General features: G+C 64.6%; 18 protein-coding genes. 11 read left to right on the top strand and 7 right to left on the bottom strand.

Annotated elements, in window-relative coordinates; genetic code table 11:
• Positions 1-44: 44 nt before the first annotated feature.
• The 3 genes from LB545_RS05365 to LB545_RS05355 form a co-directional block, all read right to left on the bottom strand.
• Positions 45-797, bottom strand: a complete 753-nt coding sequence (locus LB545_RS05365) for an SDR family oxidoreductase (RefSeq protein ID WP_140513668.1) — start codon at positions 795-797, stop codon at positions 45-47.
• A gap of 484 nt (positions 798-1,281) precedes the next feature.
• A complete protein-coding gene (locus LB545_RS05360; RefSeq protein ID WP_140513669.1) occupies positions 1,282-2,022 on the bottom strand; it encodes a tellurite resistance TerB family protein in 741 nt (246 codons plus the stop codon).
• 116 nt (positions 2,023-2,138) lie between these two features.
• Complete coding sequence (locus LB545_RS05355) at positions 2,139-3,068, bottom strand: rhodanese-related sulfurtransferase (RefSeq protein ID WP_140816724.1); 930 nt, start codon at positions 3,066-3,068, stop codon at positions 2,139-2,141.
• A 187-nt stretch (positions 3,069-3,255) separates the two neighbouring features.
• On the opposite strand from LB545_RS05355, the gene LB545_RS05350 reads away from it, so the two are divergent.
• On the top strand, positions 3,256-3,894 hold the full coding sequence (locus LB545_RS05350; protein ID WP_140496266.1) for a 2-dehydro-3-deoxy-phosphogluconate aldolase: 639 nt from the start codon (positions 3,256-3,258) through the stop codon (positions 3,892-3,894).
• A 12-nt stretch (positions 3,895-3,906) separates the two neighbouring features.
• On the opposite strand, the gene LB545_RS05345 is transcribed toward LB545_RS05350, so the two are convergent.
• Positions 3,907-4,665, bottom strand: a complete 759-nt coding sequence (locus LB545_RS05345; protein ID WP_140650202.1) for an SDR family NAD(P)-dependent oxidoreductase — start codon at positions 4,663-4,665, stop codon at positions 3,907-3,909.
• A 219-nt stretch (positions 4,666-4,884) separates the two neighbouring features.
• On the opposite strand from LB545_RS05345, the gene LB545_RS05340 reads away from it, so the two are divergent.
• Positions 4,885-5,778: an AraC family transcriptional regulator gene (locus tag LB545_RS05340; protein ID WP_140650200.1), complete on the top strand. Its 894-nt coding sequence runs from the start codon at positions 4,885-4,887 to the stop codon at positions 5,776-5,778.
• 86 nt (positions 5,779-5,864) lie between these two features.
• Here the strand turns inward: LB545_RS05340 and LB545_RS05335 are convergent, their stop codons facing one another.
• The 3 genes from LB545_RS05335 to LB545_RS05325 all read right to left on the bottom strand — a co-directional run bounded on the left by LB545_RS05335 (position 5,865) and on the right by LB545_RS05325 (position 10,047).
• Positions 5,865-6,041 carry a hypothetical protein gene (locus LB545_RS05335; protein ID WP_224704596.1) on the bottom strand — a complete coding sequence of 59 codons (177 nt, stop codon included), beginning with the start codon at positions 6,039-6,041 and terminating at the stop codon, positions 5,865-5,867.
• A gap of 195 nt (positions 6,042-6,236) precedes the next feature.
• Positions 6,237-8,048, bottom strand: coding sequence for a DUF882 domain-containing protein (locus LB545_RS05330; protein WP_224704594.1), 1,812 nt, complete (start codon positions 8,046-8,048; stop codon positions 6,237-6,239).
• Between the two features lie 469 nt (positions 8,049-8,517).
• Entirely contained in the window at positions 8,518-10,047 is a 1,530-nt protein-coding gene (locus tag LB545_RS05325; protein WP_224704592.1) for a sigma-54-dependent transcriptional regulator, read from the bottom strand.
• Positions 10,048-10,216: 169 nt separating this feature from the next.
• Between LB545_RS05325 and LB545_RS05320 the strand changes: the two genes are divergently transcribed.
• The 9 genes from LB545_RS05320 to hemH all read left to right on the top strand — a co-directional run bounded on the left by LB545_RS05320 (position 10,217) and on the right by hemH (position 21,584).
• Entirely contained in the window at positions 10,217-12,055 is a 1,839-nt protein-coding gene (locus LB545_RS05320) for a M3 family oligoendopeptidase (RefSeq protein WP_181169627.1), read from the top strand.
• Between the two features lie 376 nt (positions 12,056-12,431).
• Complete coding sequence (locus tag LB545_RS05315; protein WP_224704590.1) at positions 12,432-13,157, top strand: proton-conducting membrane transporter; 726 nt, start codon at positions 12,432-12,434, stop codon at positions 13,155-13,157.
• A 187-nt stretch (positions 13,158-13,344) separates the two neighbouring features.
• Entirely contained in the window at positions 13,345-14,508 is a 1,164-nt protein-coding gene (locus LB545_RS05310; RefSeq protein WP_411971066.1) for an aminodeoxychorismate synthase component I, read from the top strand.
• Positions 14,457-15,119 carry an aminotransferase class IV family protein gene (locus LB545_RS05305; protein ID WP_140556567.1) on the top strand — a complete coding sequence of 221 codons (663 nt, stop codon included), beginning with the start codon at positions 14,457-14,459 and terminating at the stop codon, positions 15,117-15,119. The genes LB545_RS05310 and LB545_RS05305 overlap by 52 nt, the downstream gene beginning before the upstream one ends.
• A gap of 3 nt (positions 15,120-15,122) precedes the next feature.
• Entirely contained in the window at positions 15,123-16,046 is a 924-nt protein-coding gene (locus LB545_RS05300; protein ID WP_140556565.1) for a heme-dependent oxidative N-demethylase family protein, read from the top strand.
• Positions 16,047-16,155: 109 nt separating this feature from the next.
• On the top strand, positions 16,156-17,601 hold the full coding sequence (locus tag LB545_RS05295; protein WP_224704588.1) for a homospermidine synthase: 1,446 nt from the start codon (positions 16,156-16,158) through the stop codon (positions 17,599-17,601).
• Positions 17,602-17,787: 186 nt separating this feature from the next.
• Entirely contained in the window at positions 17,788-18,165 is a 378-nt protein-coding gene (locus LB545_RS05290) for a hypothetical protein (protein WP_140560307.1), read from the top strand.
• A 202-nt stretch (positions 18,166-18,367) separates the two neighbouring features.
• Positions 18,368-20,386 carry a bifunctional metallophosphatase/5'-nucleotidase gene (locus LB545_RS05285; RefSeq protein WP_140761387.1) on the top strand — a complete coding sequence of 673 codons (2,019 nt, stop codon included), beginning with the start codon at positions 18,368-18,370 and terminating at the stop codon, positions 20,384-20,386.
• Between the two features lie 133 nt (positions 20,387-20,519).
• Positions 20,520-21,584, top strand: a complete 1,065-nt coding sequence (gene hemH, locus LB545_RS05280; RefSeq protein WP_140624318.1) for a ferrochelatase — start codon at positions 20,520-20,522, stop codon at positions 21,582-21,584.
• Positions 21,585-21,631: the final 47 nt, after the last annotated feature.

The following is a 21,631-nucleotide window of genomic DNA, read 5'->3' as shown; positions in this document are numbered from 1 at the left end:
GCGTAGCGCTTTCCCTTGGGAATTGCGCAAAAATAAAGGCTTCGTCAGCCTCTGCCCACGAACGGCATCTTGGTCGCCATCACGGTCATGAACAGCACATTGGCCTCGAGCGGCAGGCTGGCCATGTGGACGACGGCGTCGGCCACGTGCTGGACGTCCATCACCGCTTCGGCGGCAATGGAGCCGTTGGCCTGTGGCACGCCGACCGTCATCGGTTGCGCCATGTCGGTCAGCGCATTGCCGATGTCGATCTGGCCGCAGGCAATGTCGTAGGGGCGGCCGTCGAGCGCCAGCGTCTTGGTCAGCCCAGTGATGGCATGCTTGGTCGCGGTATAGGGCACCGATCCCGGGCGCGGCGCGTAGGCCGAGATGGAGCCGTTGTTGATGATGCGGCCGCCCATCGGTTTCTGCTTGCGCATGGCGCGGAAGGCCGCGCGGGCGCACAGGAACGAACCGGTGAGGTTTACGCCCACAATATCGTTCCACACCTCGACCGGGATCTCGTCGATCGGCGCCGACTTGTAGCCCATGCCGGCATTGTTGAAGAGCAGGTCGACGCGGCCGAACGCCTCCGCCACCGTCTCGAACAAATCATCGACCTCGCCGGGCTTGCTGATGTCGCAGGCGACAGCCAGTGCCTTGGCATCCGTCTGCTCGGCCGCGGCGATCGCCTCGTCCAGCAGCGCCTTCCGGCGTCCGCAGAACACGGTGTTCCAGCCGGCTTTGAGCAGCGCGGTGGCGACGCTCTTGCCGATGCCCGTGCCGGCGCCGGTGACGATGGCGGTTTTTTCGGTCATGGCAGATATCCTCCGGCTGCGCCGCATTTGGCTCGACTGATTTTCAGGTGGTCCAGGGGCAAAAGGCATCGCAAATGACGGCGGCGATGGCAAGCGGGACGCTGGTGTCCAGGGCAACGAATCCAAGCTGACAGGTTTCGTCCGGCCTTCGACCGCGCGCTGTCGAGGGAGCATTGAACGGAAAACCCGCCTGCGGCGAGTCCCTGGCGCAACTCAGCACCATAACCAAATATCTACCATAGTTGCCGTCACCCCGTCAAGGAAAAAATTCCTATCAAGGGTTCGGAGCCTGGCCGGGTACCGAAAAGCGCAATTCGTTTTTGGGAGAAGCACGGAGGGCCGACAAAAAAAGGGCGGTCATTGGCGACCGCCCTGATCTGGACCGGACTTGGGAGGAGGAAAGCCGATCCGACTGTCTAGAATCATGCGCTTCCTGGGTTAACGAGAGGTTAACGCCACGAAGGCCCGCCTGTTCCGTTTTGGCCTACCAGCGTGGATTGGGTGAGGTCCCGGCCTTGGCAGCCGGCACTTTGACCGCCGAAACCGTTGCCTCGACATGGTCGATCAGCGCATCCGGCAGGCCGAGCCGGCCCGCGAGCAGATCGAGATAGCCGCGCTCGGCGCGTGTGTCGGGATCGATTGTAAGGCGCGACGCGGTGTAGAGCTCAAGCTTCTGCGCGTCGGTCTTGGCGCCGGCCACCAGCGTGTCGAGGTCGAGCGGGTTCTCCAGCTCCGCCATCAGGAATTTTTCCGCATCGGAACCGATCCCCGCGAGGCTCAGCTTGCCGGCGATCTTCTTGCGCTCCTCATCGTCGACATGGCCGTCGGCCTTGGCCGCCGAGATCATCGCCCGCACCAGGGTCAGCGTGAATTCGTCCTCGCCCTGCGGCGCTTGCGACGGGTGGAACGCAGTGTCCTTCGGCGGCGGCAGCAATTCCGGTTCGCCGGCCGCCGGCGCCTGCTCGGGTGCATTGCCGGCCTTGTAGTTCTGGTAGGCCTTGTAGGCGAGGCCACCGATCGCTGCCAACCCGCCGAGCTTGACGGCGGCACCGGTGACCTGGCGCCCGGCGCCGGTTCCAAGCAGCACCGCGGCCAGCGCGCCCGCCGCAAGAGGATTGTCCTTGGCCATCTGCACCGCCTGTCCGGCCTTGTCGCGGACCGTGCCGCCGGTGCCGGGAATTTGCGAGCCGAGCAGATCGTCGAGAAGCTTCTTGGGATCGAACATCAATGCCTCCAGGATTGCCCGGCCGAACGGGCAGGTTTCGAACGCCGAAGACGTAGGTCCCGAAACCTGACATTGCAATGACGGGCGGCCGCTTTGCCCCGGCCCAGGCGCCTTGATCAGGACCCGATATGCGGTCCCCTGCCCCGCGCCTGCGCCAGCTCGACCTGCCGCTGGCGCTCGGCATAGCGCTGGCGGTCGTCGTCCGACCGAGCGTCGAAACAATGCGGGCAGGAGACGCCGGCGGCAAATTTCGGCGATGTCAGCTCGTCCAAGGTCAGTGGATGCCGGCAGGCGCGGCACAGCTCGGCGTCGCCCTCGGCGAGGCCGTGCGACACCGAAACCCGTTCGTCGAAGACGAAGCATTCGCCTTGCCACAGGCTGTCTTCGGCCGGCACCTCTTCGAGGTATTTCAGGATGCCGCCCTTGAGATGGAACACCTCCTCGAGACCAAGCGACCTGACATAGGCCGTCGCCTTCTCGCAGCGTATGCCGCCAGTGCAGAACATGGCGACCTTGCGGCCTTCCAGTTCCGCGCGGTGCTCTTCCACCCAGGCCGGGAATTCGCGAAAGCTCGCGGTCGCCGGATCGATGGCGCCCTTGAAGGTGCCGATCGACACTTCGTAGGCGTTGCGCGTGTCGATGACGATCGTGTCGGGTTGGGAAATCAGCGCGTTCCAGTCGGCCGGCGCGACATAGGTGCCGGCACTCTTCGCCGGGTCAATGTCTTCGACACCCATGGTGACGATCTCGCGTTTCAGCCGCACCTTCATGCGGTGGAAGGGCATTTGCGCGGCGCTGCTGTATTTCACCTCGAGGCCGGACAGCCCGTCGATGGTTTCGAGATGTTCGATCAGTTCGGCAATCGCCGCATCGCTGCCGGCGACCGTGCCGTTGATGCCTTCATGCGCCAGAAGCAGCGTACCCCTGATGCCGCGCCCACAGCAGAAGGCAGCCAGTGGCGCCCGCAGCGCCTGGAAGGCGTCGAGCCGGGCAAATTTGTAGAGCGCGGCGACGCGGACAGGCTGGGATGGCGCGGACGGTGTCATTGCCAGAGCAACTAGACGCTCGTAAAAGCCGTTTCAAGGTGAAACGGGTTTGACGGCCTGTCATGGTCCTGTTCCGGAAGAGCCCGTAAGCTACCCGGCGTGCGTGACATCACGACACGCCCGGTTGCGTGGACAGGAAAATATCAGTCTGCTAATCGGTTGAATTGACAACGATATGGAGAAGAAGATGCCTAGCAAGACCGAAAAACTCCTGTCGCTGCTCAATGGCCAGCCGGTCATCCCGGTGCTGAAGATCGCTGAAGTTGCCAATGCCGTGCCCTTGGCCCGCGCTTTGGCACGCGGCGGCCTGCCGGCGATCGAGATCACGCTCAGGACCGCGGATGCGCTGGAAGCGATCCGACGCGTGGCCGGCGAGGTCGAGGAAGCCATCGTCGGTGCCGGCACCATTCTGGATGCCCGCCAGTTCGATGAGGCGGCCGCCGCCGGCTCGCAATTCATCGTCAGCCCGGGCATAACCCGCGAGCTTCTGGCAGGCGCCGCCGACAGCGAGGTTCCGCTGCTGCCCGGCGCCATCACCCCCGGCGAGATCATGGCCGCGCGCGAAGCCGGGCTGCGCTTCCTGAAGTTCTTCCCGGCCGAGCAGTCCGGCGGCATCGCCTCGCTGAAGGCATTCGCCTCGCCGCTCGCCGACGTGAAATTCTGCCCGACCGGCGGTATCACCGGCAAGAACGCGGCCGACTATCTCAGCCTGCCCAATGTCATCTGCGTCGGCGGCTCCTGGGTCGCCCCCGACGACATGGTCAAGGCCGGCAGGTGGGACGAAATCGAAGCTCTCGCACGCGCCGCGAGCAAGCTCGCCGGATAAGCGCTTTCGCGTTCACCAGCGCAGCGGGCCATTCTCGTCGAAATAGCCGGCAGTCGGACCATCGGCATCGAGCGTCGCCAGGCGCACGATGATCTCGGCTGCCTGCCGCACCGTGCGACCGCCCCTGTGCCCGTTGAGATCGGTCGCGGTGTAGCCGGGAGCAGCGGCATTCACCTTGATGCCGCGCGGCGCGAGCTCCCTGGCGAACGCCACCGTAATCGCGTTGAGCGCCGTCTTGGAGCTGCCATAGCCCATTATGTTGGGCGACTGGTTTTCGCCTGTTGCGTCCTGCGCGCGTGCGATCGAGCCGATATAGCTGCTCACCATGACGATGCGGCCGGCGGGCGATGCCAGCAAGAGCGGCAGGAATGCCTGGGTGACCCGGATCGGGCCGAAGACGTTGACATCATAGGTGGCCTTGATGTCGGCGATATTCTCCCGGCTCGGCGGCAGCTCATAGCGCTCGTCGGGGCCGAGCGCGTCGACATATCCAGGAGCAATGCCGGCATTGTTGACCAGCACGTCGAGGCTGGCTACCCGCGCCGCGACGGTCCTGGCGGCGGCCGCCACGCTTTCGTCATCGACAACGTCGAGTTCGAGCCACTCGACGTCGAGCCCTTCGCTGCGCAGCGCCTGTGCCGCTGCGGTGCCGCGTGCGGCGTCGCGGGCGCCGAGCCAGACCTTGAATCCCGTTGCCGCCAGGCGCCGTGCGGTCTCCAGGCCGATGCCCTTGTTGGCGCCGGTCACCAGTGCGCGCTTCGATGTCGTCATATCCAAATCTCCTTTGTGGAGGCCTGACGCCTGTCGCCTGGAAGTGGCCCGGTCCGGGAAAACGACATGCATAAAACAAAGGCCCAAAACACGTCGCCAAACGCGACGCGCCTTAGAGATGGCGGATTGCGGCCCGCCTCGCGCGCCGAAAACTCTCTTGCTCTTGCCTGATCCTCTCACCTGGTTGCGCGGCCCACGCGGATCGGCAATGCTGAAACGATGAGAGAGGCGCTGCTGGAATTGATCGCCATCGCCGGCCGCCATGCGCATGGGCGGCGGACAAGGACGGCGATCCCTCGCGTTACGATCGGCCGCAGCGAGGTCCCGACGCCGCCTATGCCCGAGCTTTGTCAGCCGACGGCGCTGTTCGTGCTGCAAGGCACGAAATCGGTGCTGATCGGCGAGCGTACGCTTCGTTATCAAGCCGGCAGCTATTTCGTCTACGCAGTCGAGACACCCGCCACCAGCCAGCTGATCGAGGCGAGCACCGCGCATCCCTATGTGGCCATCGGCTTCGCCCTCGATGTCAAGGCGATCGCAGCCCTGCTCATCGAGCACGAGCCGGCCGTCGGTGGCGACGATTTCATGACCTACCTGGCCAATGACGACCTGCTCGACGCGTGGCGCCGGATGCTGCGGCTGCTCGACAGGCCCGCCGAGATTCCCGTGCTCGCTCCCCTGCTCGAGCGCGAGATATTGTTTCGCCTGTTGCAAGGCCCGCAAGGCGCGAAGTTGCGCCAGCTCGCCGGCGCCGACAGCCGCTTGTCACAGATCCGCCGGGCGACCGCCTGGATCCGGGCTCACTATGACGAGCCTATCGAGGTGCGGCGGTTGGCCGAGCTCGCCAATATGAGCAGCGCTGCGTTTCATCGCCACTTCAAGGCGGCGACGGCGATGAGCCCGATCCAGTACCAGAAGCAGGTCCGCCTGCTGGAGGCCCGCCACCTGCTGCTGGCCCAGCCGGGAAACGCCGCGCGGGTTGCCTTTACCGTGGGCTATGAAAGCGCTTCGCAGTTCAGCCGGGAGTATGCGCGTCAGTTCGGGTTGCCGCCTGCACGCGATGCCGCGCGGCTTCTGGCGCCGGGCGAAGCGGCCGCGCTGGACATCGACTGAACCATCCCGGGCGGCACGAAAAAGCCCGGCCGGCTTGCGCCGATCGGGCTAGTCTGGTGCCATGATAGTCAGTGGTGTCTTGGCGGTCAGTTGCAGACCCTGACCTTCTCGACCGCCTTGTGGCGATGCTTCCAATGCGTGACCATCTTGGTCCGGCAGTGATGCTTGCCATTTTTGATGATCACGGTTTCGGCTTGCGAGAGAGCAAAAGCCGCCGATGCCGCCACCAGCGCCAGGACGGATGCCAACAGGATCTTCTTCATGAATATCCCCGGGGTTGGAACGCAGCCATTCTAGCCGGGAAACAGGCAGCTTTTACCTTTTCACGAGAAATTCAGGCACCCGTGATCCCGCGGGGCCGGGGCCGGCTTCATGCATGCCGGTTGTGCCCGCACACAGCCGGCTGACAACGAAAAGCCGCGCCGGTTGCCCGGCGCGGCTTTCGGAATGCCCGGTCTTTACTTCGTTTGGAAGCGCGCGACGGACAGGAATTTTACGGCATTGCCGGTGAAACGGTTGGCATCCGCCATCTGGTCGCCCTGCTGGAAGCCGGCCGTGTAGACCTCGCTCGGCGGCGTGTGGACCACGTTGTAGGCGTAGCCCGGCGCCGTCGTGGCGCTCGAAACCGTCGCGACATTCTCGCCGCTGGTCAGCGCCCAGCGGGCGGCCTGCGGTGCGGCGGCAACCACGATGGCCTTGGGACCGGGTTTGAGGTCGCGGGCGGTGGCTCTGGCCTCCTTGCGGGTCGTCTTCACGCCGGCGCCGATCGCGGCGACCGGATCGGAACCGGCAGCGCGGGCGACGACGGCCTCGCGCGGCGATGCGGCATCGACGCCGGACGGGTCGTTGAAAGCCGAACGAGGCTCGGACAACGACGCAACCCGATAATAGTCAGCCTGCACGGGAAGCGCCTCGGCCTCGTCGAGCACGGCCTTGACCGCATCGGGCTTGGCCGCATCGATATTGGTCATATCCGGCCGCGCGCTCGGCAGCACCGAGAAGGCATCGGTCGCGGTCTTGCCACGCTCGGCCGTCTCGGCCAGCGCCATCAGCACATCCTTGCTGGGCGCAGGCGCCAGCACCGCCGGCAACGTGTGTTCGGGGCGCCATGTCGGCAAAGGTATGTTGTTGGCGGCAACCTGCGCTGCATCGGCGGCGACCGCCGAGGGATCAGCCTTGCCGAAAGGCATATTCGCCGGCGTCTGCACGGTTGCCACGGTCTGTTCGGTGCTGGCCGTCGCATCCGCCATGCCGAAGGGAACATTTTCAGGCGGCTGCGCGCCGACATCGACTTTCGGCCGCGGCGCGAAATCGGGCAGCGGGATGCTGCGTGCCGGCAACGCCGCGATGATCGTCTCGGGCGTATCCTTTTCCGGCTCCGGGGCCTGCTCCTCGGCGACCTGCGGGATCTCGGCGCGCTTGGCGTTCTCGGGCGCCACGATCGCGATCCCCGGCAGGGTGCCGCTCTTGGCGGTGCTCGCCGGTACCGGCTTCACGCTTCTCGGCTTCGGCGCCGGCTCTGCCGATGCGACATCGGCGCTGTCGTCGGCCTCGTCGTCGCCGCCGCCGAAGAAGGCAGCCAGGAGTCCGCCGGACCTTTTGGAACCACCGCCGGCGCTGGCCAGCTCGATGGCGGCGCCGCCGGAGCCCTTGCGTGCCTTGTATGAGGCAAGCGCCTGCTCAAAGCCAGGCAGCGGCCGGCCGTCGCTCGGCACGTGCAGCGTCTTGCCGTTCGGGAACAGGCTCACCAGTTCCTGTCGGCTGATGCCGGGCCAATGGCGCACATTGCCGACATCCATGTGGACGAACGGCGAACCGGATCTCGGATAGTAGCCGACGCCGCCGCCCTGCATCTTGAGCCCGATATTGCGCAGCTTCTTCAGCGGCACGCCCGGAATGTAGAAGTCCATCGCCTTGCCGAGCATGTGCTGGCTCTTCTCGGCGACACCCTTGCTGCGACTGCGCAGCATCGAGTTCGTCGACGGCGAGCGATAGCCGCAAACCACCTGGATATAGTCGGTGGCGCCGCTTTCCCGATAGGCTTCCCAGACCAGGTCCAGCAGGCGCGGGTCCATCTTGGTCGGCTCGTTGCGGCGCCAGTCGCGCAGGATGATGTTGATCTTCCTCAGCCCGGCCTGATCGTAACGGCCGTTGCGCTTGTAGACGATCTCCGCCTTCTCGTGCGTGTGGAGGTGGTAGAGCTTCAGCGAACGCACTTCGGCCCTGGCGCCGGTTGCGGCAGCGGCAAGAAAACCAAATGCGACAATCATGGCCGCCAGCCACTTCGGCCAGACGCTCAAATGATAGTGCCGCCCGTTTGTGTGTCGTTCGATTCTGTTCAAATCAAAAGGCCTTGCAGGCTGCCGTTTGTCCCCGGATTTGCCCAAACGGACGTGTCGTTGTCACATCCGAATATCGATCCTAATGGTTAATCATCGCTTATTGAAGCCGAAATGCGGTAAGACCGTGGCGATATCCCGCCAAAAATTGTCCACAAGGTTTCTTGGTAAACCGCTGGTTTAGATCATGATTCCTCGTTTGGCCGAAACACGATCTGTTACCGTTAGCCTTAATGCGTGAACGGGACCGTCGGGGACGTCGCCATCGGCGCGCCACACTCCGGTCCAGTCAATGCACCGGCGACATGATGGCAGCGCAAGCTGGTCCCGGCCTTGCGTGACCGCACTCGGGCCGACCGCTCTCAGGCCGGACATCGGGCGGCTGTGCGCGATAGCGCCCTCAGGAAGCGAGCCGGTCGAGCCTGCCGGTTTCCGGATCGATGCCGTATTCCTTGAGCTTGCGGTAAAGCGTCGAGCGGCCGATGCCGAGGCGGCGGGCGACTTCGCTCATCTGGCCGTTGTAGTGATCGATGGCGAGCTTGATCATCTCCAGTTCGACATCCGCCAGGGCGCGCACATTGCCGCGTTCGTCGAGCGCGCGCAGCGTGCCGAAGCGTGGCTGAAGCCGCATCGGCGATTCGGGTTCGGCAGCCGGAACGATCTCGCCGGCCCGATCGTCACGCGGTTCCGCGGCCAAGGACGGCCCGGCCGGCGCGATGTCCCCATCGAGGCGGACCGTGCCCTCCACCTGGGCGCGGATTTGCGGGAAATCCTCGACGCCGAGCACATCGCCTTCGCACAGCACCGAGGCGCGGAAGACGGCATTTTCCAGCTGCCGGATGTTGCCGGGCCAGTCATAGGCCTGGAGCACGGCGAGCGCCGCCGCCGAAATGCCCCGAAGGCGATGGCGCGGGTCTGCCGGAGCCACCTTCTCCATAAAATGTGCGACCAGATCGGGAATGTCGTCGCGGCGGTCGCGCAATGGCGGCACATAGATCGGGTAGACGTTGAGCCGGTAGAACAGGTCCTCGCGGAACTTGCCGTCCTTGACCTGCTGCAGGAGATTGCGGTGCGTCGCCGAAATCAGCCTGATGTCGACCCGGACCGTGGCGCGGCCGCCGACCGGATCGACCTCGCCATCTTGGACGGCGCGCAGCAGCTTGACCTGCACGTCGAGCGGCAGGTCGCCGATCTCGTCCAGAAACAGCGTGCCCGAATGCGCTTCGACGAATTTGCCGGTGTGCTTCTCCGTGGCTCCGGTGAACGAGCCCTTCTCATGGCCGAACAGGATCGATTCGACCAGATTGTCGGGAATGGCGCCGCAATTGACGGTGACGAAAGGTTTCGAGCGGCGGTCGCCGCTGCCCTGTATGGCGCGCGCCACCAGTTCCTTGCCGACGCCGGATTCGCCCTCGATCAGGATCGGGATGTTGGATGCCGCCGCTTTCTGGCCGAGGCGGATCACCTTGTCCATGGCCGGACTGTGCGTGATCATGTCCCTGAAGGTCAGCAGCCCGCCGCGCCGGCGCGACGTGCGCTTAACCTCGCCTTCGACAGCCTCGACCTTGAGCGCGTTGGCGATCGAGGCCTGCAGCCTGTCGGGAGAGGCCGGCTTGACCACGAAATCGAAGGCGCCGTGGCGCATCGCCGAAACCACGGTCTCGATGCCGCCCTGGGCGGTCTGCACGATGACCGGGATGGTGATGCCGCGCTCGCGCATCGCCTTGAGCACGCCGATGCCATCGAGATCGGGCATGACCAGATCGAGGATGACCACCGACACGTCGCGGGCTCCGGGCCCGTCGAGGGCGTCGAGGCCGGCAGCGCCCCCGTCGACGACGATTGCGGTGTGGCCGAACCGCGTCACCGCCGCCTCGAGCAGCCGGCGCTGCACGGGATCGTCATCGACTATGAGTATGGAACCTGTCATGACTGTCTTGAGCCGCCCGCCTGATATCCCCATGGACCATCTTGGCACAGGGTTCTAAATAAGGTTTCAAAAAACCCGGTGAACGAATTCCTTAGGATTTGACCGGCTTCTCCGTTCTCCTTGATTCTGGCCCTGGGCCGGCCACTTGATTCAAAAGAAGGTATTGTCGATGCGCGTGATGTTTGATCGGCGGCCTGCGGCGCCAGCTTCCGGTCAGGGCGCCGCCGAGCTTGGCGATCTGCCGGAATGGAATCTTGCCGACCTCTATGCGGGCATGGAGGCGCCGGAGCTGAAGCGCGACATCGCCAAAGCCGCCGCCGATGCGGTCGCCTTCGAGAGCCGCTGGAAGGGCACGCTGTCCGCCGAGGCCGAGCGCGGCAGCGCAGGCAGGCTGGGCGAGGCGCTTGTCGCCTATGAGGCTCTGGAAGAGCTGATCGGCCGCATCGTCTCCTATGCCGGCCTCATCTACGCCGGCAACACCGCCGATCCGCAGCGCGCCAAGCTCTATGGCGACATCCAGGAGAAGATGACCGACGCCAGCGCGCATCTTCTGTTCTTCGCGCTCGAACTGAACCTGATCGACGACGCGGCGATCGAGGGCGCGCTCGCCGCCGACCCCGCTTTCGGTCATTACCGGCCCTGGGTGCTCGATCTGCGCCTGGACAAGCCCTATCAGCTCGAGGATCGCGTCGAGCAGCTGTTCCACGAGAAGTCGATCACCGGGCGCGGTGCCTGGAACCGGCTGTTCGACGAGACGATGACGGACTTGCGCTTCGACGTCGACGGCGAGGAGCTGACGTTGGAACCGGCCCTGAACCGATTGCAGGATGCCGACGGCGAGGTGCGACGCCGCGCCTCCGAGGCGCTCGCCCAGACCTTCCGGAGGAATTTGCGCACCTTCACGCTGGTCACCAACACGCTGGCCAAGGACAAGGAAATCTCGGACCGCTGGCGCGGTTTCGAGGACATCGCCGATTCACGCCATCTCGCCAACCGCGTCGAGCGCGGTGTGGTCGATGCGCTGGCTTCGGCGGTGCGCGAGGCCTATCCGCGCCTGTCACACCGCTATTACCGGATGAAGGCGCGCTGGCTGGGCATGGAGGTGATGAACCACTGGGACCGCAACGCGCCGTTGCCGGAGACACCGCAGGCGGTGATTGGCTGGGAGGAGGCCAGGAACACGGTGCTGTCCGCCTATCAGCGCTTCTCGCCCGAGATGGCCGAGATCGCGCGGACTTTCTTCGACCGCAACTGGATCGACGCGCCGGTGCGCCCAGGCAAATCCCCCGGCGCCTTCGCCCATCCGACCGTGCCTTCGGCGCACCCCTACGTGCTGCTCAACTACATGGGCAAGCCGCGCGATGTGATGACGCTGGCGCATGAGCTTGGCCATGGCGTGCACCAGGTGCTGGCCGGCGGCCAGGGCGCGCTGATGGCCTCGACGCCGCTGACGCTGGCCGAGACGGCGTCCGTTTTCGGCGAGATGCTGACCTTCCGCTCGTTACTCGAGCAGACCACCGACAGGCGCGAGCGCAAGGCCATGCTCGCCCAGAAGGTCGAGGACATGATCAACACGGTCGTGCGCCAGATCGCCTTCTACGAATTCGAGCGCAAGGTGCATGCGGAGCGCCGCAACGGCGAACTGACATCCGACAGGCTCGGCCAATTCTGGCTGGAGGTGCAGGCGGAAAGTCTGGGCCCGGCGATAAAGTTGCGCGACGGCTACGAAGTCTTCTGGACCTACATCCCGCACTTCATCCATTCGCCCTTCTACGTCTACGCCTATGCGTTCGGCGACTGTCTGGTGAACTCGCTCTACGCGGTCTACCAGAACGCCGAGCGCGGCTTCCAGGACAAATATTTCGAGATGCTGCGCGCCGGCGGCACCAAGCATCATTCGCAGCTTCTGGCGCCTTTCGGCCTCGATGCCACCGATCCCGCCTTCTGGCAGATCGGGCTTGGCGTGATCAGCGGCTTGATCGACGAGCTGGAAGCGCTCGACAACTGAGGCGTCTTCTGTACGTCGTCCCCACCTGCTCAGAACAGTTTAGCCGGAATGCATATTGGGCCCACACTATTCTTGGTCTAAATATCTGTTCTTGAATAACTCTCTTTCGTAGTTTTCCCATAGCTTTCCGTAAGCTCTATGATAGCCTCCCCGCCAAGCTCAGCCGGAGCATGCGGGTCGGGCGGGGAAGTCTCAGCCGATCGCGGCGTTCCGGTGCACGCGACGACGGCCATTGGCCATGGCTTGCAAAGCCGACGCCGACGGCTCGACTGAGGCCGGCTGTTCCGCAGGCGGCCGAACCATCATCGAGTAGTCCTTCGCCGAAGGTCATTAAGTCCAATGCCGCGGCAGACGGATCTGACTGGAGAGAGAGACAATGGGCACTTTTTTCTACATGCTCCTGGCGTTCCTTGTGGGTGTGCTGGTTGGCTGGTTCATCTGGGGACGCCTGCGCGGTGAGCTCGACAGCTTGCGCGGCGACCTCGACCGCGCACGCAGCGAGCGCGACCGGCTGCGGGCCGACAGCGATCGCCTGACCGGCGAGTTGGATGCCTGCGGGCGCACCCGCGCCGATCTCGAGCGCCAGCTGCGCGAGGCCTCGACCGGCTCCGGCCCGGCAAAGGCGGCGGCGCCGGCGCCGGCCGCCTTGATGTCGACGCCCACCCCTGCCAAATCCGCTCCGGCGGCCAAGCCGGCGCCCAGGAAGCCGGCTGCGGCCAAGGCCGCTTCCAGCGCCGCGAAGACTGGCGCGCCAAAGGCCGCTGCCGCCAAGGCCGCACCCAAGGCCAGCGCGGCGTTCAGGAAGGCGGCATCGGCGAAGGCCGCGCCGGCCAAGGCGGCTTCCGGCAAACCCGACAATCTGCGCCGGCTGATCGGTATCGGCCCGGTCAACGAGAAGCTGCTCAGGGCACAAGGCGTCACCAGCTTTGCCCAGATCGCCGCCTGGACAGCCGCTGATATCAAGCGGATCGAGGACGTCATGAATTTCGACGGCCGTATCGCGCGCGAGCGCTGGATCGAGCAAGCCAAGCTGCTCGCCGCCGGCAACGAGGCGGAATTCGCCAGGCAGTTTCCGTCGGCCGGAACCGCCAGCAACACCTGAGCGACAGGGCAGATCCGACGATTGCAGCCGGCGGCGCGAACGAAGCGTCGCCGGTTTGTTTTTGGCCGCAGGTCTGTCCACAGGTCGGGCCAAAGGTGGGGCCAGAGGTCGGCTTTAAGTGGCAAGGTGCCGCTCCCTCGATTGCGCGCGGCTGGCCCCCCATATAGAGCCATCATTGGCTTCATCGATCCACGCGCCGAGTTCCATGCCCCTGCCCGCCGCAATTTTCCGCAATGACGAAAGCGCGCGCCAGCTCGTTTTCGATCGACCGGACGACATCATCACGGCGCACGAGGCCCGGGATTTCTCGGCCGCGCTGCAGACGGCCCAGGCCGCGCATGACGCCGGCAAATGGCTTGCCGGCTATTTCTCATACGAGGCGGGCTACCTGCTGGAGCCGAAGCTGGTTCCGTTGCTGCCGGCCGGGCGCCGCGCCCCGCTGGTCTGCCTGGGCGTCTTTGACGCGCCGGTGCAAGAGCCGGTGCCGCCCCGCAAGGCGGCGGCGACCAACGGCCCGATCTTCGATGCAAGGGCGACATGGTCGTTCGAGGACTACGAGAAGCGGTTCTCGCGGCTGCACCGGCACATCAGGCAAGGCGACTGCTACCAGGGCAACCTGACCTTTCCGGTGCATGCGCAATGGTCGGGCGATCCGCTCGCCGCCTTCGACGCGCTGACCGAACGCCAGCCGGTGAAATATGGCGCGCTGGTTTCGCTTGGCGATCCGGTCGTGCTGTCGCGCTCACCCGAACTGTTCTTCGAGATCGACGCGCAGGGCATGGTCGAGACGCATCCGATGAAGGGCACGGCGCCGCGTGGTGCGACGGAAGCCGACGACGAGCGCCAGAAAACCTTCCTGCGCAATGATGAGAAGAACCAGGCCGAGAACCGGATGATCGTCGACCTGCTCCGCAACGACATCTCGCTGATCAGCGAGGTCGGTACGCTGGAAGTGCCAGAGCTGTTCCGCATCGAGACCTATCCGACCGTCCACCAGATGGTGAGCGACGTCAGGGCGAAGCTGCTGCCGGGCCTCACGATCCGCCAGATTTTTGCCGCGCTGTTTCCCTGCGGCTCCATCACCGGCGCGCCGAAAATCCGCGCCATGGAGATCCTGCATGACCTTGAAGGCACGCCCCGCGATGTCTATTGCGGCGCCATCGGCTGGATCGCGCCCGGCGGCACGATGCGCTTTTCCGTGGCGATCCGCACCATCTCGCTCTTTCCCGGCGGCGAGGCCGTCTACAATGTCGGCGGCGGCATCGTCTTCGATTCAACCGCGCAGGAGGAGTATCAGGAGTGTCTCTTGAAAGCCCGCTTCGCGACGGGAACGCCGCCGGTTTCGAATTGATCGAGACCATGCGCTGGGAGCCGCCCATGGGCTTCCTGCGCTTCGAGCGGCATCTGGCGCGCCTCTATGGTTCGGCGGCCGAACTCGGTTTTGCCTGCGACCCGCAAAGGATCGGCGACGTGTTGGGCAAGGCTGTCGATGGCGCGCGCAACGCCTTGCGCACGCGCCTGGCTTTGGCGCGCAGTGGCGACGCGGCCGCCTCGGTCCAGCCCTATGAGCCGCTCGCCGCCGATAAGGTCTGGACGCTGCGGCTGGCGCGCACGAGGCTCGATTCGAACGACATGCTGCTGCGCCACAAGACCAGCCGCCGGCAGGTCTACACGCATGCCCGCGCCGAATATCTCATCACCCAGGCTGACGAAGTGCTGTTGGCCAACGAACGTGGTGAGATGTGCGAAGGCACCATCACCAATGTCTTCGCCGATTTCGGCGAAGACATGCTTTTGACGCCCCGCCTCGATTGTGGGCTGCTGCCTGGCGTATTGCGCGGCGCGCTTCTGGATGAAGGCCGCGCCCGCGAAGCGATCTACAGCTTTGATGACTTGAAATCCGCCAGGGCGCTCTATGTCGGCAATTCACTGCGCGGCTTGATCCCGGCAAAACTGATCTGAAGCATGACATTGCTGCCCACCCACACGCCCTATGATGGCTCGTCCAAGCTGTTCACCATCGGGCTGAAGCCGCTTGCCCTGGCCGACTGGATCGAAGTCGACGAACACCTCCTGCCGTTCCTCGCCGAGAAGCGCCGCCTCTATGCCGAGATGCCCGGCCGGGTGTTCGTCGAGGAAGACGGCACGCGCGATGCCCAGCGCGAAGTGCTCGACCTGCTCGAAGCGCACTTGCCGCGGGTATTTCCCGAAACCCATCGGCGTGCCAGTGGCGGGGTCGAGGTGATCGCTGCCGCCGGCAATCCCGAGGGCGACTTCGCCAAGGCGCCGCTTGTCGCGGCCTCGCTGCTCGTCCAGGAAGACCTGATCCTGATGCGCCGCGGCGACGACGGCTGGCGGCTCGCCGCCGGCTCGCTCTGCTTTCCCTCGTCATGGTCGCTGCTCGAAAAATTCGGCAAGCCGTTGCAGCAGATCCATGCGCCCGTGCCGGGTTTTGGCCCTGGCACGCGGCCGGCCGAGCTGATCAACCGCATGTTCGACGGCCTCCAGGGCCAGGCCGTGGAGCGCTACAACTGGTCGATTCAATCGGGCGATGCGCTCTACCATCCGCTATCCAATGTCGAGCGAATCGAGCGCGCCGCCAGCCGCCCGTCGCGATTTGCCGATGGCGACGCCAATGCCCACGCCTTCATCCGCGTCGAGCGGCAGACGCTTCGAAAATTGCCCGTCTCGGGCGACATCCTGTTCACCATCCGCATTCATCTCGACCCGCTGGCGGCGTTGGCGCATCACCCCGACCGGGCAACGCTGGCTCCGGCTTTCGCTGCCCAGCTCGAAGCGCTCGACATCGCCCAGCTCGATTACAAGGGCTTGACATCCGACCGCGACCGGCTGGTCGGCGTCCTTAACCAAATGGCGAACGCCGCCTGACCGGCGGTTGGCGCTTTTCACTGGTTTATGACAATGATCTGTGATGTAGCGCATGCCCGTTGGGCGAGAATGCCCGGGTTTGCACCTGTCTGAAGGAGTGCTCGATAAAATGGCGAATGAAAACTGGCCCGTTTACGGTGAGATCACCGGCCCTGTGGTGATGATCGGCTTCGGCTCGATCGGACGGGGCACGCTGCCGCTGATCGAGCGCCATTTCAAGTTCGACAAATCGCGCATGACGGTCATCGACCCGCTCGGCACCGACCGCGCGCTGCTCGACGAGCGCGGCATCACCTTCATGCAGGATGCGGTGACCGAGAAGAATTACAAGAAGCTCCTGACCCCGCTTCTGACCAATGGCGGCGGCCAGGGTTTTTGCGTCAACCTGTCGGTCGACACCGGCTCGGTGGATCTGATGCGACTCTGCCGCAAGCTCGGCGTGCTCTACATCGACACGGTCGTCGAGCCATGGCTCGGTTTCTATTTCGATGCCGAGGCCGACAATGCCAGCCGCACCAACTATGCGTTGCGCGAGTCGCTGCTCAAGGAAAAGCACGACAAGCCCGGCGGCGCGACCGCGGTCTCCACCTGCGGCGCCAATCCAGGCATGGTCTCGTGGTTCGTCAAGCAGGCATTGGTCAACCTGGCCACCGATCTCGGCCTCGAGTTTTCGGAACCCGCGCAGGAAGACCGCGAGGGCTGGGCGAAGCTCATGAGGAAGGCGGGCGTCAAGGGCATCCACATCGCCGAGCGCGACACCCAGCGCACCAAGAAGCCGAAGCCGATGGACGTGTTCTGGAACACCTGGTCGGTCGAGGGCTTCGTCTCCGAGGGCCTGCAGCCCGCCGAACTCGGCTGGGGCACGCATGAGAAATGGATGCCCAAGAACGGCAAGAAACACAAGCATGGTTCCAAGGCTGCAATCTATCTGGAGCAGCCCGGCGCCAACACGCGCGTGCGCTCGTGGTGCCCGACGCCAGGTGCGCAATACGGCTTCCTGGTGACCCACAACGAGGCGATCTCGATCGCCGACTTCTTCACCGTGCGCTCCAAAAAGGGCAAGGTTCAGTACCGCCCGACCTGCCACTACGCCTATCATCCCTGCAACGACGCGGTGCTGTCGCTGCATGAAATGTTCGGCGCCGCCGGCAAGGCGCAACCGGTACACCATGTGCTGGACGAAAACGAACTGGTCGACGGCGTCGACGAGCTCGGCGTGCTGCTCTACGGCCATGACAAGAACGCCTACTGGTACGGCTCGCAACTGTCGCTCGCCGAAGCGCGCAAGCTGGCGCCTTACCAGAACGCCACCGGCATGCAGGTCACCTCGGCGGTTCTGGCCGGCATGGTCTGGGCGCTGGAGAACCCCGAGGCCGGCATCGTCGAGGCCGACGAGATGAACTACAAGCGCTGTCTGGACGTGCAGTCGCAATATCTCGGACCGGTGAAGGGCTATTATACCGACTGGACGCCGCTCGATAATCGGCCCGGCCTGTTTCCGGAGGACCTCGACCGGAACGACCCGTGGCAATTCCGCAACATCCTGGTGCGATAGCGTCGCGCCAAGCATGCCTCACTGCCTTGCAATCGCCCGGAAATCGGGCGATTGAAGGATGCGGACGGGAGCAAGCCGCGTCCATCTGGACGCATGAACTGCGCTCTTGAAACTTGGATGCATGCACCGTGCTTTCCGAAAGTCGTTTTCCGATTTCGGGCCGACGGGCGAGGAGAGGATTTTTACATGACCATTGCGCGCAAGATTCTTTCGATGAGTGTTGCGGCGGCCACGATGGTGGGGCTGGCCGCTTGTGCAACCAGCGGTCCCGACGAGCCGTCGATAGGGGTCGCGCCGAAGGGCGTCGAAGGCTCCTGGATCGACGCCAAGGGCACCGGTCTTTCGACCTTTGCCGGCGGAACCTTCACCACGGTAGCGACCGATACCGGCCAGAAGCTGTCCGACGGCACCTATACGATGACCGGCGCCACTTCGGTCGAGATCCACGGTACCTCGCTGATCCGGCAGACTCCGGTGAGCTTCAATTGCCTGCTGGTGTCCACCAGCCAGCTCAACTGCACCAGCGGCTCCGGCCAGAATTTCGTACTGACCCGGCGCGCCTGAACCGACCGGCATTCAGACCTCCAAAGGACGGCGGCCAATGGCCGCCGTCCTTTTTGTGCCCAGCAGAGATCAACGGGATTTTGCCCCGATTTCCCCTTGCATGCTCCGGAACGCGATGGGAACATAGCGAAAAAGCCGGCTGTTAGAGACCGGTCAAGCAAGAGCGCTAAACGGCTCTGATCAGCCTATCCGGGAGACGAAGATGAAGAAGCTTGCCGCCATTGCCGCCCTTTCCGCGTCGACGCTGGGCCTGTCGGCCGGCGCATCTTTTGCCGACTACACGCTGAATATCCTTCACATCAACGATTGGCACAGCCGCATCGAAAGCAACAACAAATACGAATCCACCTGCTCGGCCGACGAGGAGACAAAGGGCGAATGCGTCGGCGGCGCCGGCCGGCTGGTCACGGCGATCGCGCAGGAGCGCAAGAAGCTGGAAGGCCAGAACGTGCTGTTGCTCAGCGCCGGCGACAATTTCCAGGGTTCGCTGTTCTACACGACTTACAAGGGCAAGGCCGAAGGCGAGTTCCTCAACGACATGAAGTTCGATGCAATGGCGCTGGGCAACCATGAATTCGACGACGGCGAAACGGCATTGGCGCCGTTCCTCGACATGATCAAGTTCCCCGTGCTCGGCGCCAATGTGAAAGCCAACGCGCAGTCCAAGCTCGGTGACCGCGTCAAGCCGTCCATCGTCGTCGAGGTCGGCGGCCAGAAGATCGGCATCATCGGCGCCGTCACCAACGATACGCCCGAACTCGCCACTCCCGGCCCCAACATCGCCATCGAGGACGACGTCAAGTCGATCACGGCCGAGGTCGAGAAGCTGAAGGGAGAGGGCGTCAACAAGATCATTGCCGTGACCCATATCGGCTACAACAGGGAGCGCGATGTCATAGCGAAGATCCCGGGCGTCGACGTGGTCGTCGGCGGCCACAGCCATACGCTTTTGTCCAACACCGATCCGAAGGCGGCAGGCCCCTATCCGACCATGGTCGACAATCCGGACGGCTACAAGGTGCCGGTCGTGCAGGCGGCGTCCTATTCGAAATATCTCGGCGAGTTCAAGGTCGTGTTCGACGACAATGGCGTCGTCAAGTCGGCGAGCGGCGACCCGATCCTCCTCGACAAGTCGATCACGCCCGATCCCGCGGTGCTCGCCCGCATCAAGGAGCTCGGCGCGCCGATCGAAGCGCTGAAGAACAAGGAAGTGGCCGAGACGACCGACGTCATCGACGGCAGCCGCGAGAGCTGCCGCGCCCGCGAATGCGCGATGGGCAATCTCGTCTCCGACGCCATCCTCGACCGCGTCAAGGGACAGGGCGTCGAGATCGTCATCTCCAATGGCGGCGGCCTGCGCGCCTCGATCGACAAGGGCACCGTCACCATGGGCGAGGTGCTGACCGTGCTGCCCTTCCAGAACACGCTGGCGACCTTCCAGATCTCGGGCAAGGACCTCGTTGCCGGGCTCGAAAGCGGTCTCAGCCAGGTCGAGGACGGCGCCGGCCGCTTCCCGCAGGTGGCCGGCCTGAAATACGCCTTCGACAAATCCGCCCCGGCCAATGCCGGCCGCGTCAAGTCTGTCGAGGTGATGGAGAACGGCGCCTGGACGCCGCTCAATCCCGACAAGGACTATCTGGTCGCCACCAACAACTATGTCCGCCAGGGCGGCGACGGCTACAAGGTTTTCGCCGAAAAGGCCAAGAACGCCTATGATTACGGCCCCGGCCTCGAACAGGTGGTCGCCGACTATCTCGGCGCGCACCGGCCCTACACGCCCAAGCTCGACGGCCGCATCACCGAGATCGCCGCGACGACAGCGGCCGCGCCTGCGGCGGAGCCCGCCAAGCCAGCCGAAGCAATGCCCGACCTGCCTGCCAACTCCGGCGATATCGCCAACACGCCGCCGGCCGTGTCGACCGAGGCCGCGCCTGCGCCGGCAACGCCTGCCGCTCCGGCAACGCCAGCACCTGCGGAACCGGCAAAGCCTACCGAAGCCGCCCCTGCCCCGGCAACCCCCGCGCCGGCTGAGCCGGCAAAGCCCGCCGAGGCCGCACCGGCCGAAACCAGCCATGTCATCGTCGCCGGCGATACCTATTGGGACCTGGCAAAGAAGGCCTATGGCGACGGCACCAGGTGGAAAGTCATTTCCGAAGCCAACAAGGGCTACGAGCCGCGCCGGCTTCCGGTCGGCGCCACCTTGACCATACCGCCGAGGTAACCGCCTTCGCCTTTGCGCGCAGGGACACCCGCCGAAACAGGGCGGGCGTCCTGTTTTTGGTAAGGTGCGGCCAGACGCTGCATTGAAAAGCAGCGCGGCGTCGCTACTTTCGCGCCGTGTTCGGAGACCCGCAATGCCGCCTTCCATCCCTGTCGACGCCAAGCCCGCGAGGACCGTGGGACCGAGACCGGCCGGACATTCGCCGGCCAAGGCGGGCAAGGTCGGCGTCATGCTGGTCAATCTCGGCACGCCGGACGGCACCGATTTCAGGCCGATGTGGCGCTATCTCCGCGAATTCCTGTCCGACCCACGCGTCATCGAACTCAACAAGGCGATCTGGTATCCGATCCTCTACGGCCTCGTGCTGACCACGCGACCGAAGAAGTCGGGCGCCAACTATGCCAGGATCTGGAATCGCGAGAACAACGAGTCGCCGCTGCGCACCTATACCCGCGCCCAGGCCGAGAAGCTGACCGTGGCATTGCGCGACCTGCCCGACGTGGTCGTCGGCTGGGCGATGCGCTACGGCAATCCCTCGACCGCGAGCGTCGCCGAAAGCCTGGTCGCGCAGGGCTGCGACCGCATCCTGACCTTTCCGCTCTATCCGCAATATTCGGCCACCACCACGGCGACTGCCAATGACCAGTTGTTCCGGGCGCTGATGAAGATGCGTGCGGCGCCTGCCGTCCGCAGCGTGCCGCCCTATTATGCCGAACCGGTCTATATCGAGGCGCTCGCCCATTCGATCGAACGGCATCTGGCCAGCCTCGATTTCGACCCGGAGGTGGTCATCACCTCCTATCACGGCATCCCGAAACCCTATTCCGACAAAGGCGATCCTTACCGCGAGCATTGCCTCGAGACGACACGGCTGCTGCGCGAGAGGCTCGGCTGGGACGAGAAGAAGCTGATCACCACCTTCCAGTCGCGTTTCGGCGCACAGGAATGGCTGCAGCCCTACACCGACAAGACGGTGGAGAAACTGGCCAAGGACGGCGTGAAATCGATCGCCATCGTCAACCCCGGCTTTTCCGTCGACTGCATCGAAACGCTGGACGAGATCGGCCGCGAGGCGGCGGAAACCTTCCATCATGCCGGCGGCGGAAGATTCGCGCACATCCCCTGCCTCAACGACAGTCCCGAAGGCATGGCGGTGATCGAGGCGATGGTGCGGCGCGAACTGTCCGGCTGGATCTGAAACCGGGAACAATGGACGTTCCGGGGCGTTGAGGCGCGCCTTCCGGA

This window comes from Mesorhizobium sp. BR1-1-6 (genome assembly GCF_020165355.1).
Taxonomy (GTDB): Bacteria; Pseudomonadota; Alphaproteobacteria; order Rhizobiales; family Rhizobiaceae; genus Mesorhizobium.
The sequence above is the reverse complement of the archived record's forward strand: the minus strand, read 5'-3'. Positions and strand labels throughout refer to the sequence as shown.

Coding starts and splice junctions, on each gene's coding strand:
- LB545_RS05350 (WP_140496266.1), top strand. CDS start 3,256: ATGCCTAGCAAGACCGAAAAACTCCTGTCGCTGCTCAATGGCCAGCCG.
- LB545_RS05320 (WP_181169627.1), top strand. CDS start 10,217: ATGCGCGTGATGTTTGATCGGCGGCCTGCGGCGCCAGCTTCCGGTCAG.
- LB545_RS05285 (WP_140761387.1), top strand. CDS start 18,368: ATGAAGAAGCTTGCCGCCATTGCCGCCCTTTCCGCGTCGACGCTGGGC.
- LB545_RS05295 (WP_224704588.1), top strand. CDS start 16,156: ATGGCGAATGAAAACTGGCCCGTTTACGGTGAGATCACCGGCCCTGTG.
- hemH (WP_140624318.1), top strand. CDS start 20,520: ATGCCGCCTTCCATCCCTGTCGACGCCAAGCCCGCGAGGACCGTGGGA.
- LB545_RS05300 (WP_140556565.1), top strand. CDS start 15,123: ATGACATTGCTGCCCACCCACACGCCCTATGATGGCTCGTCCAAGCTG.
- LB545_RS05365 (WP_140513668.1), bottom strand. CDS start 797: ATGACCGAAAAAACCGCCATCGTCACCGGCGCCGGCACGGGCATCGGC.
- LB545_RS05355 (WP_140816724.1), bottom strand. CDS start 3,068: ATGACACCGTCCGCGCCATCCCAGCCTGTCCGCGTCGCCGCGCTCTAC.
- LB545_RS05340 (WP_140650200.1), top strand. CDS start 4,885: ATGAGAGAGGCGCTGCTGGAATTGATCGCCATCGCCGGCCGCCATGCG.
- LB545_RS05345 (WP_140650202.1), bottom strand. CDS start 4,665: ATGACGACATCGAAGCGCGCACTGGTGACCGGCGCCAACAAGGGCATC.
- LB545_RS05325 (WP_224704592.1), bottom strand. CDS start 10,047: ATGACAGGTTCCATACTCATAGTCGATGACGATCCCGTGCAGCGCCGG.
- LB545_RS05315 (WP_224704590.1), top strand. CDS start 12,432: ATGGGCACTTTTTTCTACATGCTCCTGGCGTTCCTTGTGGGTGTGCTG.
- LB545_RS05335 (WP_224704596.1), bottom strand. CDS start 6,041: ATGAAGAAGATCCTGTTGGCATCCGTCCTGGCGCTGGTGGCGGCATCG.
- LB545_RS05330 (WP_224704594.1), bottom strand. CDS start 8,048: ATGATTGTCGCATTTGGTTTTCTTGCCGCTGCCGCAACCGGCGCCAGG.
- LB545_RS05360 (WP_140513669.1), bottom strand. CDS start 2,022: ATGTTCGATCCCAAGAAGCTTCTCGACGATCTGCTCGGCTCGCAAATT.
- LB545_RS05290 (WP_140560307.1), top strand. CDS start 17,788: ATGACCATTGCGCGCAAGATTCTTTCGATGAGTGTTGCGGCGGCCACG.